A 16316-nucleotide genomic window follows, 5' to 3' on the forward strand; every position below is an offset into this window, starting at 1 on the left:
CGTACCGCCGTGCGACACTCCGTTCATGCTGGGTGTCATCGATCTGCCGACCTATCTCGCCGGGCTCGTCCTCATCATCCTTCTGCCGGGGCCGAACTCGCTCTACGTGCTGTCCGTCGCCGCCCGCAAGGGCACCAGGACCGGATACAAGGCCGCCGCCGGGGTGTTCACCGGCGACACCGTCCTCATGACGCTGGCCGCGCTCGGCGCGGCCTCGCTGCTCCAGACCACGCCGCTGCTCTTCACCATCGTCAAGTACGCGGGCGCGGGCTATCTGACGTGGATGGCGTACGGGATGCTGCGCGCCGCCCACGCGATGTGGCGCGAGCGCGGCCGGGCCGACGGCGAAGGCGACACCGGCACGACGGCCGCCGAGGCGGCGGAGCCGGTGGAGCGGCCGTACCGCAGGGCGCTGGTCATCAGCCTGTTCAACCCGAAGGCGATCCTCTTCCTGATCTCCTTCTTCGTGCAGTTCGTCGACCCGGCCTACGCCTACCCGGCGCTGTCCTTCCTGGTCCTCGGCACCTTGCTGCAGATCGGCAGCTTCCTCTACCTGACCACCCTGATATTCGGCGGCACCCGCCTCGCCGCCGCCTTCCGCCGCCGCAAGCGGCTCTCGGCGGGCGCGACCTCGGCGGCCGGCGCCCTGTTCCTCGGCTTCGCGGTGAAGCTCTCCCTCAGCAGCGCCGCCTGACGTCGCGGCCGCTTGACCCTGACACCGTGTGAGGCCGTTGCGTAGGGGGCGTCATGTTCACCATCGGAGACTTCGCCCGGCACGGGCGGGTGTCGGTCCGGATGCTGCGTCACTACGACGCCGTCGGACTGCTGCGCCCGGCCCACGTCGACCCGTACAGCGGCTACCGCTTCTACTCGGCGGACCAGCTCGCCCGGCTCAACCGTGTCATCGCGCTCAAGGACCTCGGCTTCACCCTCGAACAGGTGGGGGCGATCCTCGACGAGCGGGTCGACGCGGCGGAGCTGCGCGGAATGCTGCGCCTGCGCAGGGCCGAGCTGGAGACGGCCCTGGACGAGGCGCGGACCCGGCTCGCCCAGGTCGGTGCGCGGCTCCGAGCCATCGAGGAAGAGGGACACATGTCCACTCACGACGTCGTCGCCAAGAAGATCCCCGCCGTCCGGATCGCGGAGCTGAGCGCCGTCGCCGCCGGTTTCGAGCCGGAGGCCATCACCCCCGTCATCGGGCCGCTGTACGACGAGCTGTGCGACCGTCTGGCGGCGGCCGGGGTCACCGGCTTCGGCCCGGGGATCGCCTACTACGAGGACGCGGGCAAGGGCGACGGTTCGATCGTCGTGCACGCCGGGATGACCGTCCCCGAGGGCACGGTCGCCGAGGGCGTCGAGGTGCGCGTGCTGCCCGCGATCGAGGAGGCCGCCACCATCGTCCATCGCGGTTCGATGGACGACATCCTGCCGACCGCGCAGGCCCTGGCCGCCTGGATCGACACCAACGGCTACCGGTCCGCCGGGTACGCCAGGGAGCTCTACCTGGAGTGCCCGCAGGACCCGGCGGGCTGGGTGACCGAGATCCAGGAGCCGGTCACCCGCGCCTGAGCCGCCGCCCGCGCTGCCGGACGGGACGGCTACTTGCCGCCCAGAGCCCGCCGCTTCAGCTTCAGGGCGCGGCGGGCCAGTCGGCGCAGGCCCGGGTGGCGGGGGACCGGGAGGCCGCCCGGCAGGCCGAGCGAGGTCAGCCGGCGGCGGGTGAAGTGGTGCCGGGTGCCGGCCGCCAGCGGGCCCGACAGATGGCGTACCGCCGCCTCCCGCAGGTCGGCGCGGATCCGCGGCTGCATCGCGAAGCCCACCGCGGACACCAGGCCCGCGAGCCCGGCGCCGTCGAGCGCGGGCTGCCCCGGCTCCTCCAGGTCGGGCACCAGGGTGTCCACCAGGGTCACCGGCACCCGGTTGCTGTTCTGGTACGGCGAGAGCCGGGCGAGCAGCGGCCGGGTGCCGACCTTCGCCGTCTCGATGCCGTAGAAGGCGCTCGCCGTGAACAGCGCGGTCGAGAAGCAGCCGACCACGAGCGCGGGCCGCAGCTCGCGGTAGAGGACCTCGGCGAGCACCGGGCGGTCCTCGACGGTCAGCTCGGCGCCCAGCCCGCGCGCCTCCTCGGCCAGCGCCTTCGACCAGGCGTCCGGCGCGGTCGGGTGCGGCTTGAACACCAGGGTGCGGTGGCCGCGGGCGACGGCGCCGCGCACCATGCGCAGATGCAGCTCGCCCTCCTCCTCCGCGGTGAGCAGGGACAGCGCCGCCAGGTACTGGCCGAGCAGCAGGGCGGGGCCCGGGGCGCCGTCGGTCCCGGCGGCGACCGGCCCCGACAGCTCCTCGACGACCTTGGTGAACGCCTCGGTCGGCACGATCTCGGCGACCGCCCCGAACTCGGCGAGCAGCAGCGGGTCGAGCCCCGGCACCAGGTCCAGGTGGAGCAGGCGGCGGACCCGCTCGCCGACCAGCGGGTCGATCTTGTTGCGGGTCGGCCCGTAGCTCATCAGCCCGTCCGCGTACACGTCGATCGACGCCTCGGGGAACAGCAGGGCGATCGTCAGCGCGGGCGCGACCTGGAGGGACTCGACGACCAGCTCGATCCGGTCGGTGCCGAGGCCCCAGAGCCGCCGCAGATGCCGCTGGAGCAGCGGCAGGTCGTCGGCGCGCGGGTTCCAGCCGCCGGGGTGCAGCGGCTCGATGGTGTCGTTCCAGTCCAGGACCTCGTCGAAGCGGCCGCGCAGCCGCTCGAAGCCGGGCATCCGGTCCAGCGGGGTGGTGGTCTCCGGCACGGCCGAGTTGGTGGAGACGAGCAGCACCCGCCGGTCGGCGGCGCGGAAGCAGCCGCTGTCCAGGGCGGCGGCCAGGGTGGCGGCGCCGTACAGGGTGGACGCGTAGAAGATCTGGGTGGTGCCGCGGACCGGGGCGGTCGGGGCGGCCGGGGTGGCGCTGTTCATGCGGCGTTCGTCTCCAGGGCGACCGGGGCGGGGGCGGGGCGGCGGCGCTTCAGCCGGCGCAGCGGGCCCGCGCGGTCCTCGCCCATCGCCGTCAGGGCCTCGGCGAGCACGTCCTGCGGCATCCGCCGCAGCGCGCCGGAACTCATCGCGCGCAATTTCCGCCCGACCTCGGGTTCGAATTTGGCCATGTTCCCGATGTGATGGGCAATCACGGCGCAATAGGTGCGGACGGCTTTCGGAAGCAGCCGGTCCGCGTCGGGATCGTTCTTCGTCTCTTCGATGACCTGATCGAATGCGCGAATGAAATCGAGCTGCCGTACGTCGCCGATCTGGGTGAGCGAAGTGCTCACTCCGCGCCGGTAGAAGACGCCGAGTTCACCGCTGACCGCGAAGGATTCCGCCTCACGGTGGAGCCGCCAGATCCACGGCCGGTCCTCGGCCGTGCGCAGCCCGTGGGTGAAGTGCAGCAGCCCCCGGTCGAGCAGCCGCCGGTGGTACATCCCGGCCCACGCGTACGGGTAGTCCACCGAGGTGCCCCGGTCGGACGGCAGGATCGCGTCGCGCGGCGCGAGCAGCTCCATCCGGCGCCCCACCGGCACCCGCCGCACCGAGCGGTTTCGGCCGGTGACCCGGACGTGGTCGGTGCGCAGGAAGTCGCAGCCCAGCTCGTCCATGGTGGCGACAAGCCGCTCGTAGTGCCCGGGGGCGAGCCAGTCGTCGCCGTCCAGGAAGGTCACGTACGTGCCGCGGGCCTCGTCGAGGCCGGTGTTGCGGGCCGTCGCGAGACCCTCGTTACGGGTGTGCCGGAGCAGCCGCGCGCCCGGGAGCTCGCGCTCGGCGCGTTCCAGGAGCTCCGGGGTCCCGTCGGTCGAGCAGTCGTCGACCAGCAGGAACTCGAAGTCCTCGCGGGCGTTCGCGCGCAGGCTTCGAAGGGCGTCGGGGGCATATGTCTGCACGTTGAAGAACGGCACGACGACGGAGAGCTTGACCACGCGATCGACGCTAGGCGCCCGCCCGGCCTTCGCCCTGACCGGTAGGAGGATGCTCGGTGAACACGAAGCGGCGAGCCCCTTAACCACCCCGCCTCCCGTCGCCTTTCTGTCCGTTTCCCGTCGTGCGTCATGGTGCTGTTAACCCTTTGTTGTGGCCCAGTTGGGCTACGAATCCCCGAGCACTTCTAACGTCCTGGACGTGCCATCACGTACCGATCGAGCGGTGCGCGTCGCCGTTCTCGCCGACTCCGACACCCGGTGGAAATGGGGCGCGCTCACCGCACGCAGAATTTCCCCCGCCGCAGCGCGGAACGCGGCGCAGAACACAGCGCCGAACAATCCCACCGGATTCGTTCTGCGGGGCCGCGCCACCCCCACCACCCGCCAGCTCGCCGAGACCGCGGTGTCCGACACCGCCCCGCGCGAAGTGACGGGAACGGAGTTCCTCCGCGAGGTACGCGACGCCGCCGCCCGCGGCGAGGGCTACGACGTCATCGTGCTCGCCCTGGTCGGCGGCACCGTCCGCGCCATGCTCCAGGGCCTCGCCGACCTCGGTCTCGACCGCCGCCCGGTGCTCGTCACCGGCTACGTCGGCGTCGTCTACGAGAAGCTCGCCGACGGCCTGCTGCTGCGCCACGGCGCCGACGTCGTGCTCGCCAACTCCCGGCACGACGCCGAGCGGTTCCGCGCCGTGTACGAGGGCGTGGGCGCCGACCCGGGCTCCGTCGTCGAGGCCGCGCTGCCGTTCCTCGGCGGCGCCCCGCACGCCCCCGAGGCCGGCCGGGACACCCTGGTCTTCGCCGCCCAGCCGTCCGTGCCGGTCAGCAAGGCCGAGCGGGCGTACGTGCTGCGCCGGCTGGTCGAGCACGCCCGGCTGCGCCCGGACCGCGAGGTGCTCCTCAAGCTGCGCTCGCGGCCCGGCGAGCACACCACGCACCTGGAGGAGTTCCCGTACCAGAAGCTGGTGCGGGACCTCCCGGTGCCGCCGAACTTCCGGCTCGTGTACGGGCACATGGGCGAGGTCCTGGACCGCACCGACCTGCTCGTCACCGTGTCGTCCACGGCCGCCCTGGAGTCGCTGCACCGCCGCGTCCCGACCGCGATCCTCACCGACATGGGGGTCCGGGAGGCGCTCGGCAACCACCACTTCATCGGCTCCGGGCTGCTGACCTCCTTCGACGCCCTCGACAAGGGCGTCGTGCCGACCCCCGACGAGGAGTGGCTGGCCCGCCAGGGCGTCGCCGCCGGAGGCGCCTACGAGCGGGCCTTCGACGCCGCCCGCGACCGGGTCGCCGAACTGCTCGAAGGACCGGAACTGCCGCCGGTCGCCCCGTTCTACACGGCCGAGACCGCCGGCGGATACCTGCCGACGGTCCTCGCCCGCCACCGTCTCGACGTCACCGCGCCGGAGCCCCGCGAGAGCGGGGTGCGCCGGATCGTCCGCGAGGCGGCGCGCGGCGCCTACCGCCACGGCGTCCAGCGCGTGGCCCCCGTCATCCGCCGTCTCGGAGAACTGTGATGTCCACCCCCACCGTGCTCGCCGTCATCCCCGCACGCGGCGGCTCCAAGGGCGTCCCGGCCAAGAACCTGGCCCCGGTCGCCGGGATCCCGCTGGTCGGCCGCGCCGTCCGGGCCTGCCTCGGCGCCACCGGCGTCACCGACGTCGTGGTGTCCACCGACGACCCGGCCATCGCCGACGCCGCCCGCGCCTTCGGCGCCGAGGCCGTCCAGCGCCCGGCCGCGATCTCCGGTGACACCGCCACCAGCGAGTCCGCCGTGCTGCACGCCGTGGACAGCTTCGAGGCCGCCCACGGCCGCACCGTCGACGTGGTCCTCCTCGTCCAGTGCACCAGCCCCTTCCTCACCCCCGAGGAGGTCGCCGAGACCGCCGCCAAGGTCACCTCGGGCGAGGCCGACACCGCGTTCACCGCGGCCCCCAGCCACGGCTTCCTGTGGAAGCGGACGGAGGACGGCGCCGTCGGCGTCAACCACGACAAGGCGCACCGGCCGCGCCGCCAGGACCGCGAGGCGGAGTACCTGGAGACCGGCTCCGTCTACGCGATGGCCGCCGACGGCTTCCGCACCCACCAGCACCGCTTCTTCGGCCGTACCGCGCTCGTCGTCACCGACCCGGCCCGGGTCCTGGAGATCGACGACCCGCACGACCTGGCCCGCTCCCGGGCCCTGGCGCCGCTGCTCGACACCCCGGCCACGCCGGGCCTCACCGACGTCGACGCCGTCGTCATCGACTTCGACGGCACCCAGACCGACGACCGCGTCCACATCGACTCCGAGGGCCGCGAGTTCGTCTCCGTGCACCGCGGCGACGGCCTCGGCATCGCCGCCATGCGCAAGGCCGGGGTCCCGCTGCTGATCCTGTCGACCGAGCAGAACCCGGTCGTCGCCGCCCGCGCCCGCAAGCTCCGGATCCCCGTGCTGCACGGCGTGGACCGCAAGGACCTCGCCCTCAAGCAGTGGTGCGACGAGCAGGGCATCGACCCGCAGCGGGTGCTCTACGCCGGCAACGACGTCAACGACCTGCCCTGCTTCCACCTCGTCGGCTGGCCCGTCGCGGTGGGCAGCGCCCACGACTCCGTACGGGCCGCCGCCCGCGCGGTCACCGTCACACCCGGCGGCTCCGGAGCGATCCGCGAGATCGCCGCCTGGCTCCTCGGACCCGAGCTCCACATCCCTGAGCCCCACACCCCCAACGCATAAGGAACCACCATCATGAGCAACCGCCTTCGCACCTTCGGCAGCAAGACCGCCGGTCCGGGCCGGCCCGTCTACATCACCGGTGAGATCGGCATCAACCACAACGGCGACCTGAACAACGCCTTCGCGCTCATCGACGTGGCCGCCGAGGCGGGCTGTGACGCCGTCAAGTTCCAGAAGCGCACCCCGGAGATCTGCACCCCGCGCGACCAGTGGGACATCGAGCGGGACACCCCGTGGGGCCGGATGACCTACATCGACTACCGCCACCGCGTGGAGTTCGACGAGGACGACTACCGCGCCATCGACGAGCACTGCAAGAAGCGCGGCATCGACTGGTTCGCCTCCCCGTGGGACACCGAGGCCGTCGCCTTCCTGGAGAAGTTCGACCTCCCGGCCCACAAGGTCGCCTCCGCCTCGCTCACCGACGACGAGCTGCTCGTCGCGCTGCGCGCCACCGGCCGTACGGTGATCCTCTCCACCGGCATGTCGACCCCGAAGCAGATCCGCCACGCGGTCGAGGTCCTGGGCAGCGACAACATCCTGCTCTGCCACGCCACCTCCACCTACCCGGCGAAGGCCGAGGAGCTGAACCTGCGCGTCATCCAGACGCTGCAGGAGGAGTACCCGAACGTCCCGATCGGCTACTCCGGCCACGAGACCGGCCTGCAGACCACGCTGGCCGCGGTCGCCCTCGGCGCCACCTTCGTCGAGCGTCACATCACCCTCGACCGCGCCATGTGGGGCTCCGACCAGGCCGCCTCGGTCGAGCCGCAGGGCCTGCAGCGTCTGGTCCGTGACATCCGCACCATCGAGACCGCGCTCGGCGACGGCGTCAAGAAGGTCTACGAGTCGGAGCTCGGCCCGATGAAGAAGCTCCGCCGCGTCCAGGGCCTCGTCTCCGCATGACCGGCCAGCTGGCGTTCGTCGAGAGCCCGGTCCAGCTGCTGAACGTCCTGGAATGGGCCCACGCCACGGCGGTCCTTCCGGGCGTGCCCGGCCAGCCGGACCGCAGAGGCGCCACCGGCGCCGCGCCCGCGTCGACGGCCCGTCACGCCGTCGAACCCGGCATGGACCGGGCGACGGCCGGTACGGCCATAGCGTCCGGCGCCGCCGACTCGACCGCCAGCCCCGCCGCCCCGGCCCCCCTCGGGGGAGCCGGGGCCGCCCCGGTCCCGGCCCTCGCCGAGGGCCCGGCCGCCGACAGCACTGAACCGGCCCCGGCCGAGGCCGACGACTGGGCCGACGACTGGGGCACCGACCCCCGGGCCGGCTCCGCCAGGCCCGCCCTCGCGCACGCCGACCTCACCGTCGTCGTGCTCTCGCCCACCGACCCGATGTCCCGGGGACAGCTGCGCCGGATGGCCCAGCTCGCCAGGGACGAGGGCGTCACCGTGAAGTGGCAGGAGGCCCGGCAGGGCAGGGGCGCCGTCGTCGCCACCCTGCGCGAGCTCGCCCGGCCGCTGCGGGCCGCCGACCGGGTCATCGTCGGCGACCCCTTCTCGCGGTACGTGCAGCTGCTCCTCGGCCTGTTCGGCCCGCGCCGCGTCACCGTCGTCGACGACGGCACCGCCACCATGGAGTTCGCCTCCCAACTCGCCCGCGGCGAACGGCTGGTGCGCTGGCACCGGCGCGGCAGCGGGCGCGGCCCGCGCGAGCTGGCGCTCGCCCCGGTCACCAAGGTCGCCCGGCGCAAGCTGGCCCCCGGCCGCAACCGCAGCGTGGAGATCTTCACCTCGCTGCCGGTCGAGCCGCCGCCCGGCGTCACCGTCACCGCCAACGACTTCGCCTGGACCCGGGCCCGCTTCGGCCCGCCCCGGATCACCCGCGGCGCCGACCTGGTCGGCACCTCCCTGGTGGAGACCGGGGTGGTGGACCCGGAGGAGTACCTGAAGGTCGTCGCCGCCCTGGCGGCCACCCACGGCGCCACCCGCTACTTCGCGCACCGCCGCGAGAGCGCCGAGAAGCTGCACCGGATCGCCGTCGAGACCGGCCTTGAGGTGGTACGGCCCGACCTCCCCCTTGAGCTGATCGCCCGGCGCGGCCCGGTCGGCCGGTCCATCGTCAGCTTCCCCTCCACCGTCGTGCACACCCTGCCGCTGGCCCTCGCGGGCACCGGGGTGAAGGTCGCCGTGGTGGAGATCGCCCCCGAGTGGCTGCGGGAGAACGCCTCGCCGCGCGCCCAGGGCTTCCTGGCCGGGGTCGCGGGCACCGCCACCCAGACCGAAAGGCTCGAATTCGGGTAGACATACCCACAGAGGGTGACCGCCATGCCCAGGGAACAAGATTTCTTTCCCCTATCGGGCTGAACTTTTCGTGATCAACGGGCAGTTGATCTCACTGGGGGCCTACCCTTCAAAAGGTGAACCAGTTGAAGTCCCGTGAGCCCGGCCCCGGGGCGGCGCCCGCAGCGCTGCCCGGAACGCTGTCCGAACCCCTGCGCGCCGAACTGATCGCGTTCCGCAGGGACTTGCACATGTACCCCGAGCTCGGCAACCAGGAGTTCCGAACCACCGCAGCGGTCAAGGCCCGCCTGGAGGCGGCCGGGCTGCGCCCGAAGGTACTGCCCGGAGGCACGGGGCTCATCTGCGACATCGGGACCTGGGACGGCCGGCGGCCCATGCTGGCGATCCGCGCCGATCTCGACGCGCTGCCCATCCCCGACACCAAGACCGTCGCCTACCGCTCCACCGAGCCGCACCGCGCCCACGCCTGCGGCCACGACGTGCACACCACCACCGTGCTCGGGGCCGGTCTGGTCATGGCCGAGCTGGCCCGGCAGGGGCGGCTGCCCGCCCCGGTCCGGCTGCTGTTCCAGCCCGCCGAGGAAGTGCTGCCCGGCGGCGCCGCCGACGCCGTCGCGGCGGGCGTCCTTGACGGGGTCGGCCGGATCATCGCGGTGCACTGCGACCCCCGGGTCGACGTCGGCAAGATCGGCCTGCGGGCCGGTCCCATCACCTCGGCCTGCGACCGCCTGGAGATCACCCTCGACGGGCCCGGCGGCCACACCGCCCGCCCGCACCTCACCACCGACCTGGTGACCGCCGCCGCCCGGATCGCCACCGACGTGCCCGCCGTCCTCGCCCGCCGGGTGGACGCCCGCTCCGGCCTCTCCGTCACCTGGGGCCGGATCGAGTCCGGGCACGCGCCCAACGTGATCCCGCAGCGCGCCGAGCTGTCCGGCACCGTCCGCTGCCTGGACCTGCCGACCTGGCACGAGGCCCCGGACCTGGTGCACGCCGCCATCGACGAGATCGCCACCCTGCACCGGGCCAAGTCCACCGTCGACTACGTCCGCGGGGTGCCGCCGGTCGTCAACGACCCGGTCGTCACCGAACTGCTGCGGGACGCGATGACCGCCCGGCGCGGTCCGTACGCGGTCGAGGGCACCGAGCAGTCCCTCGGCGGCGAGGACTTCTCCTGGTACCTGGAGCACGTGCCCGGCGCGATGGCCCGGCTCGGGGTCCGCACCCCCGGCGACACCCGCGTCCGCGACCTGCACGCCGGTGACTTCGACGTGGACGAGCGGGCGATCGCGGCCGGGGTGGAGCTGTTCACCGCCGCCGCGCTCATCGACGCCGACCCCGCGTCTGTCAAGAGCTGATTTCCGGACGTTCCCGGGCGGGTTCGACCCGCCCGGGAACCGGGGGCGGCGGGCAGGGCCCGGCGTCATCCGTCCGGCGCAGTCTCCGGCGCGTCGCGGCGAAGTCCGCGGCCGGGCCCCGCACCTGCGGGTATGACGGGCGGTATCGGTCCGGAAGCCACGGGTGGCCGCCCTGGCTGGTTCGCGTCGATCCGATAACGACTCATGAACGGGTCTTTAACTGACATCTACGCGCGTTACGATCGCCGCGAAACCAGCGCCGGAAGAGGCGCTTTCGGTCAGTCTTGAAGGGACCCTCCTCTTGCGCCGGATCACCAGGATCACCACCGTGGGCATCGCCTCCGCGGCGCTCGCGCTGTCGGCCACCGCCTGTGGCAAGTCCTCCTCCGACTCGGGCTCCTCGTCCGACTCCAAGGCCACCAAGGCCGCCATCGCGTACGACATCGGCGGCCGCGGCGACCAGTCCTTCAACGACGCCGCCTACGCGGGTCTGAAGAAGGCCGAAGAAGACCTCGACGTCAAGGGTGCCGAGGCCGAGCCCTCGGAGGGCGAGAGCGACGCGGACAAGGTGCAGCGCCTCACCGCGCTGGCCCGCTCCGGCAACAACCCGGTCATCGGTGTCGGCTTCGCCTACGCCCCGGCCATCGAGAAGGTCGCCAAGCAGTTCCCGAAGACCACCTTCGGTCTGATCGACGACACCTCGAAGACCGGCCCGAACATCGCCAACCTGGTGTTCAACGAGGAGCAGGGCTCCTACCTGGCCGGCGTCGCCGCCGCCAAGGCGTCCAAGACCGGCAAGGTCGGCTTCATCGGTGGCGTCGAGGTCCCGCTCATCAAGAAGTTCGAGGCGGGCTTCACCCAGGGTGTCAAGGACACCAACCCGAAGGCCGAGGTGCTGACCCAGTACCTGACCCAGCCGCCGAACTTCGACGGTTTCGCCAAGCCCGACCTCGGCAAGGCGGCCGCCCAGGGCCAGCTCGACAAGGGCGCCGACGTGATCTACGCGGCCGCCGGTCTCGCGGGCTCCGGTGCGATCGAGGCCACCGCCAAGGCCGGCAAGTGGGCCATCGGCGTGGACTCCGACCAGTACAACCAGAAGGGTCTGGCGGCCTACAAGGACCACATCCTGACCTCGGTCACCAAGGATGTCTCCGACTCGGTCTTCAACCTGATCAAGTCGGTCAAGGACGGCAAGCCGCAGACCGGTGAGATCCGCTACGGTCTCGCCACCGACGGCGTCGGCCTGGCCACGTCCAACCCGGCCTACTCCAGCATGACCGAGATGGTCGCCGCGGTGGACAAGGCGAAGAAGGACATCGTCGACGGCAAGATCACCGTCAAGACCACGCCGTAACGGCACCAGGTCACGACCTGCCCCCGCGGGCCCGGTCCCGGTGACACGTTCACCGGAACCGGGCCCCGGTTTTCCTTACCCCTCACGAGGGGACTTCCCCGCACGGGGTCCGGGCCTCCGCCCGTTTCCCGTACGGGTTTTCCATTCACGGCAGTGCTACGCGTGTAGATGTCCCAGCGGCACGATAGCTTCGCTCCCGCCCTGCCCCTCCGCTCCCACTCCTTTCGGCCAAGGAGAGTGCGCCATCAACGCGTCCAGCCCCCCTGCCGTAGAACTCCACGGCATCACCAAGCGCTTCCCCGGCGTCGTCGCCAACAAGGACATCGCGATCACCGTTCGCAAGGGCACCGTGCATGCCCTGATCGGTGAGAACGGTGCCGGCAAGTCGACCCTGATGAAGATCCTCTACGGCATGCAGAAGCCGGACGAGGGCACCATCGCCATCGACGGCGAGCAGGTCACCTTCGCCAGTCCCGGCGACGCCATCGCCCGCGGCATCGGCATGGTGCACCAGCACTTCATGCTCGCCGACAACCTCACCGTCCTGGAGAACGTCGTCCTCGGCGGCGAGAAGCTCTACGGCATCGGTGCCAAGGCACGGAAGAAGATCAAGGAGATCTCCGACGCCTACGGCCTCGGGGTCCGCCCCGACGCGCTGGTCGAGGACCTCGGTGTCGCCGACCGGCAGCGCGTGGAGATCCTCAAGGTCCTCTACCGCGGCGCCAAGATCCTCATCCTCGACGAGCCGACCGCCGTCCTCGTCCCGCAGGAGGTCGACGCGCTCTTCGACAACCTGCGCGAGCTCAAGTCCGAGGGCCTGACCGTCATCTTCATCTCGCACAAGCTGGGCGAGGTCCTGAAGGTCGCCGACGACATCACCGTCATCCGGCGCGGCACCACCGTCGGCACCGCCGACCCGAGGACCGCCACCACCAAGCAGCTCGCCGAGCTGATGGTCGGCACCGAGCTGCCGTCCCCCGAGACCCGTGAGTCGACCGTCACCGACGTGCCGATGCTCCAGGTCAAGGGCCTGACGCTGACCGAGGCGGGCGCCGCCGCGGCCGCCCCGCTCACCACCGCCGCCCCGGCCGACCCGGCCGCCGCGGTGACGGTGCACGAGGAGCCGGTCACCGGCCGCAGGCTGCTCGACGACGTCTCGCTCACCATCCACAAGGGCGAGATCCTGGGCATCGCGGGCGTCGAGGGCAACGGACAGACCGAGCTCATCGAGGCCCTGATGGGCATGAACAGCCCCGACGCGGGCGTCATCTCGCTCGACGGCCAGGACATCTCCGGCATCTCGGTGCGCAAGCGCCGCGAGGGCGGCATCGGCTACATCCCCGAGGACCGGCACCGCCACGGCCTGCTCCTGGAGGCCCCGCTCTGGGAGAACCGCATCCTCGGTCACGTCACCGAGGCGCCGAACTCCAAGCGCGGTGTGCTCGACCTCAAGGCGGCCCGCAAGGACACCGAGCGGATCGTGCGCGAGTACGACGTGCGCACCCCGGGCATCGAGGTCACCGCGGCCTCGCTCTCCGGCGGCAACCAGCAGAAGCTGATCGTCGGCCGCGAGATGAGCCACGCCCCCAAGTTCCTGATCGCCGCCCACCCCACCCGCGGTGTGGACGTCGGCGCGCAGGCGCAGATCTGGGACGCGATCAGGGACGCCCGCCGCGAGGGTCTCGCGGTGCTGCTGATCTCCGCCGACCTCGACGAGCTGATCGGCCTGTCCGACACGCTGAAGGTCATGTACCGCGGCAAGCTCGTCGCGGACGCCGACCCCGCCACCATCACGCCCGAGCAGCTCGGCTCCGCCATGACCGGCGCGGCCACCGGCCACCTCGAAGGCGCCGAAGAGTCCGCCACCGAGCAGCCCGAAGACGGTGACGCCCGATGAAGAAATTCGACAAGGACAAGCTGATCATCGGGGCGGCCGGTCCGGTCCTCGCGCTGGTCTCCGCGTTCGTCCTCACCGTTCTGGTGCTGCTCGCCACGGGTCTCGACCCGATCGAGCCGATCCAGATCATGATCGACAATGCCGGGTTCTCCGACATCCAGGTCCTGATCATCAACCAGACCGGGATCTACTACCTGGCGGCGCTGGCGGTGGCCGTCGGCTTCCGCATGAACCTCTTCAACATCGGCGTCGACGGCCAGTACCGCCTGGCCGCCATGGTGTCGGCCCTGGTCGGCGCCTCGGTCGAGCTGCCCGGCCCGCTGCACATCCTGCTGATCGTGCTGGTCGCCGCCGCCACCGGTGCCTTCTGGGCCGGTATCGCCGGCATCCTGAAGACCACCCGCGGGGTGTCCGAGGTCGTCTCGACGATCATGCTGAACGCCATCACCACGGCCCTGGTCGCCTGGCTGATCCTGCCGAAGAACTTCGGCTTCCAGCCGCCCGGCTCCAACAACCTCACCACCGGTGACATCGCCGAGTCCGGCTGGTTCCCGGGCATCGACATGGGCGAGGGCAACGGCGTCATCTACGGCTTCACCTTCGTCGCGCTCGCGCTCGGTGTCGTCTACTGGTTCGTCATCAACCGCACCCGCTTCGGCTTCGACCTGCGCGCCACCGGCGCCAGCGAGTCCGCCGCCCGGGCCAGCGGCGTCGACGCCAAGAAGATGATCCTCACCTCGATGCTGATCTCCGGTGGCCTGGCCGGTCTGTCCGGCATGCCGACGCTGCTCGGCGAGACCCACACGTACAGCCTCGACTTCCCGGTCGGCGTCGGCTTCACCGCCATCACCATCGCGCTGCTCGGCCGCAACCACCCGGTCGGCATCCTCTTCGCCGCGCTCCTCTTCGCGTTCCTCGAGAAGGCGTCCTCGACGCTCGACACCGAGGGCTACCCGAAGGAGATCACGAAGATCATGCAGGGCATCATCGTGATCGCCGTGGTGGTCTCCTACGAACTCGTCCGCCGTTACGGCCTCCGCCGCCAGCAGCAGAAGGTCGGCGAGGAACTCGCCGCGGGCGGCGCCATCAAGACCGACAAGGAGGTGGCGGCGTGACCACCGGTACCGTCTCCAAGCCGAGCGCCGCGCCCGCCAAGGGCACCGGCCGCCGCAAGCTCACCTGGCCCTGGATCCTGCTGATCGTCGCGGCGGGACTCGTGCTGTTCTCGCTGGTCCGGGCCATCTCCGGGGCCTCCGACCTGACCTCCGTCGGCCAGGTCTCCGGCGCCCTCCAGCTCGCCGTGCCGATCGGCATGGCCGGACTCGGCGGTCTGTGGGCCGAGCGCGCGGGCGTCGTCAACATCGGTCTCGAGGGCATGATGGTCCTCGGCACCTGGTTCGGCGCCTGGGCGGGCTACCAGTGGGGCCCCTGGACCGGCGTCCTCGTCGGCATCCTCGGCGGCGCGCTCGGCGGTCTGCTGCACGCGATCATCACCGTCACGTTCAACGTGAACCACATCGTCTCCGGTGTGGCGATCAACATCCTCGCGGTCGGCTTCACCCAGTACCTGTCGAACTTCACGTTCGCCGAGGCCGAGGGCGGCTCCTCCAAGCAGTCCCCGCGCATCGACGAGATCACCCAGATCACCATCCCAGGGCTCTCCGACTGGCTGCAGGACCTCCAGGCCAAGCACTGGTTCCTGATCTCCGACCTGGCCGGCGTCCTCGGCGGTCTGGTCACCAACCTGTCGCTGCTGACCGTGGTCGCGATCCTGCTGGTCCCGCTCACCTGGTGGGTGCTGTGGCGGACGTCCTTCGGCCTGCGACTGCGCTCCTGCGGTGAGAACCCGGTGGCCGCCGAGTCGCTCGGCGTCAACGTCTACAAGTACAAGTACATCGCCGTCACCGTCTCCGGCGGTCTGGCCGGTCTCGGCGGCGCGTTCCTCGCGATCGTCGCCACCGGCATCTACCAGGAGGGCCAGACCGGCGGCCGCGGCTACATCGGTCTCGCCGCGATGATCTTCGGCAACTGGATGCCCGGCGGCATGGCGATGGGCGCGGGACTGTTCGGCTTCACCGACAGCCTCAAGCTGCGCGGCGGCGCCGAGAACGTCCACGCGCTGCTGCTGCTCGTCGCGTTCCTGCTGGTCATCGCGGTGGCCTGGCAGCTGTACAAGAAGCGGTACGTGGCGGCGGCGGTCTCCGCGGTCTTCGCGACCGGGTTCTTCCTCTGGTACGCGTTCACCGACGAGGTCCCGAGCCAGTTCGTGGACGCCGCCCCGTACGTCACCACGCTGCTCGTGCTCGCGCTGTCCGCGCAGCGCCTGCGGATGCCGAAGGCGGACGGTCTGCCGTACCGGAAGGGCCAGGGCAAGTGACGTCCGGCCTGGCCGAGGCCGACTGGGAGCGGCTGCGGGAGACCGCCCGCGAGGCGATGGGCCGCGCCTACGCCCCGTACTCCGGCTTCCCGGTCGGCGCGGCGGCGCTCGTCGAGGACGGGCGGGTGGTCTCCGGCTGCAACGTGGAGAACGCCTCCTTCGGGCTCGCCCTGTGCGCCGAGTGCGGGCTCGTCTCGCAGCTCCAGGCGACCGGCGGCGGCCGGCTCACGCACTTCGTGTGCGTGGACGGCAGCGGCGGCCCGCTGGTGCCGTGCGGCCGGTGCCGGCAGCTCCTGTACGAGTTCGGCGGCCCCGAGCTCGTCCTGGAGACGCCCGCCGGGCGGGTCACCCTCGCGGAGATGCTCCCGCAGGCGTTCGGCCCCGAACATCTGACGAAGTAGGACTGCGGCGGCCCTTCCGGCA

The 16316-nt window shown here is 71.7% G+C and carries 14 protein-coding genes; 12 read left to right on the forward strand and 2 right to left on the reverse strand.

Annotated features, from left to right (window positions below):
- The first annotated feature begins 25 nt into the window (after positions 1–25).
- Together leuE and ACIPXM_RS03500 are read left to right on the forward strand one after the other, a co-directional pair.
- The gene (gene leuE, locus ACIPXM_RS03495) at positions 26–694 is read left to right on the forward strand and encodes a leucine efflux protein LeuE (protein WP_401651471.1); all 669 of its coding nucleotides are present in this window, start codon (positions 26–28) and stop codon (positions 692–694) included.
- A 53-nt stretch (positions 695–747) separates the two neighbouring features.
- Positions 748–1569 (forward strand): MerR family transcriptional regulator, encoded by an 822-nt coding sequence (locus tag ACIPXM_RS03500; RefSeq protein WP_401651473.1) that lies wholly within the window; start codon positions 748–750, stop codon positions 1567–1569.
- A 29-nt stretch (positions 1570–1598) separates the two neighbouring features.
- Here ACIPXM_RS03500 and ACIPXM_RS03505 read toward each other — a convergent pair whose 3' ends face one another.
- Positions 1599–2954 (reverse strand): polysialyltransferase family glycosyltransferase, encoded by a 1356-nt coding sequence (locus ACIPXM_RS03505; RefSeq protein WP_401651475.1) that lies wholly within the window; start codon positions 2952–2954, stop codon positions 1599–1601.
- Positions 2951–3946, reverse strand: coding sequence for a glycosyltransferase family 2 protein (locus tag ACIPXM_RS03510; protein ID WP_401651477.1), 996 nt, complete (start codon positions 3944–3946; stop codon positions 2951–2953). Before ACIPXM_RS03510 ends, ACIPXM_RS03505 begins: the two co-directional genes overlap by 4 nt.
- A 199-nt stretch (positions 3947–4145) precedes the next feature.
- Here ACIPXM_RS03510 and ACIPXM_RS03515 point away from each other — a divergent pair, with 199 nt between their 5' ends.
- The 10 genes from ACIPXM_RS03515 to ACIPXM_RS03560 all read left to right on the forward strand — a co-directional run bounded on the left by ACIPXM_RS03515 (position 4146) and on the right by ACIPXM_RS03560 (position 16294).
- A complete protein-coding gene (locus tag ACIPXM_RS03515; RefSeq protein WP_401651478.1) occupies positions 4146–5465 on the forward strand; it encodes a DUF6716 putative glycosyltransferase in 1320 nt (439 codons plus the stop codon).
- Complete coding sequence (locus tag ACIPXM_RS03520; RefSeq protein ID WP_401651480.1) at positions 5465–6664, forward strand: cytidylyltransferase domain-containing protein; 1200 nt, start codon at positions 5465–5467, stop codon at positions 6662–6664. Before ACIPXM_RS03515 ends, ACIPXM_RS03520 begins: the two co-directional genes overlap by 1 nt.
- 12 nt (positions 6665–6676) lie before the next feature.
- Positions 6677–7570: an N-acetylneuraminate synthase family protein gene (locus ACIPXM_RS03525; protein ID WP_401651482.1), complete on the forward strand. Its 894-nt coding sequence runs from the start codon at positions 6677–6679 to the stop codon at positions 7568–7570.
- Positions 7571–7731: 161 nt separating this feature from the next.
- The gene (locus tag ACIPXM_RS03530; RefSeq protein WP_401652477.1) at positions 7732–8907 is read left to right on the forward strand and encodes a hypothetical protein; all 1176 of its coding nucleotides are present in this window, start codon (positions 7732–7734) and stop codon (positions 8905–8907) included.
- A 116-nt stretch (positions 8908–9023) separates the two neighbouring features.
- Entirely contained in the window at positions 9024–10265 is a 1242-nt protein-coding gene (locus ACIPXM_RS03535; RefSeq protein ID WP_401651484.1) for an amidohydrolase, read from the forward strand.
- 301 nt (positions 10266–10566) lie between these two features.
- Positions 10567–11619 (forward strand): BMP family protein, encoded by a 1053-nt coding sequence (locus ACIPXM_RS03540; protein ID WP_401651486.1) that lies wholly within the window; start codon positions 10567–10569, stop codon positions 11617–11619.
- A gap of 244 nt (positions 11620–11863) precedes the next feature.
- Positions 11864–13516: an ABC transporter ATP-binding protein gene (locus ACIPXM_RS03545; protein ID WP_401652479.1), complete on the forward strand. Its 1653-nt coding sequence runs from the start codon at positions 11864–11866 to the stop codon at positions 13514–13516.
- The gene (locus ACIPXM_RS03550) at positions 13513–14631 is read left to right on the forward strand and encodes an ABC transporter permease (RefSeq protein ID WP_401651487.1); all 1119 of its coding nucleotides are present in this window, start codon (positions 13513–13515) and stop codon (positions 14629–14631) included. The genes ACIPXM_RS03545 and ACIPXM_RS03550 overlap by 4 nt, the downstream gene beginning before the upstream one ends.
- Positions 14628–15893, forward strand: a complete 1266-nt coding sequence (locus tag ACIPXM_RS03555; RefSeq protein ID WP_401651489.1) for an ABC transporter permease — start codon at positions 14628–14630, stop codon at positions 15891–15893. Before ACIPXM_RS03550 ends, ACIPXM_RS03555 begins: the two co-directional genes overlap by 4 nt.
- On the forward strand, positions 15890–16294 hold the full coding sequence (locus ACIPXM_RS03560) for a cytidine deaminase (RefSeq protein WP_401651491.1): 405 nt from the start codon (positions 15890–15892) through the stop codon (positions 16292–16294). The genes ACIPXM_RS03555 and ACIPXM_RS03560 overlap by 4 nt, the downstream gene beginning before the upstream one ends.
- The last annotated feature ends 22 nt before the right edge of the window (positions 16295–16316 follow it).

This window comes from Streptomyces sp. NPDC090025, assembly GCF_044748125.1.
Taxonomy (GTDB): domain Bacteria; phylum Actinomycetota; class Actinomycetes; order Streptomycetales; family Streptomycetaceae; genus Streptomyces.

Bases quoted from the DNA above. Each gene is read 5' to 3' on its own strand.
- leuE (WP_401651471.1), top strand. From the start codon at position 26: ATGCTGGGTGTCATCGATCTGCCGACCTATCTCGCCGGGCTCGTCCTC.
- ACIPXM_RS03500 (WP_401651473.1), top strand. From the start codon at position 748: ATGTTCACCATCGGAGACTTCGCCCGGCACGGGCGGGTGTCGGTCCGG.
- ACIPXM_RS03505 (WP_401651475.1), bottom strand. From the start codon at position 2,954: ATGAACAGCGCCACCCCGGCCGCCCCGACCGCCCCGGTCCGCGGCACC.
- ACIPXM_RS03520 (WP_401651480.1), top strand. From the start codon at position 5,465: ATGTCCACCCCCACCGTGCTCGCCGTCATCCCCGCACGCGGCGGCTCC.
- ACIPXM_RS03525 (WP_401651482.1), top strand. From the start codon at position 6,677: ATGAGCAACCGCCTTCGCACCTTCGGCAGCAAGACCGCCGGTCCGGGC.
- ACIPXM_RS03530 (WP_401652477.1), top strand. From the start codon at position 7,732: ATGGACCGGGCGACGGCCGGTACGGCCATAGCGTCCGGCGCCGCCGAC.
- ACIPXM_RS03550 (WP_401651487.1), top strand. From the start codon at position 13,513: ATGAAGAAATTCGACAAGGACAAGCTGATCATCGGGGCGGCCGGTCCG.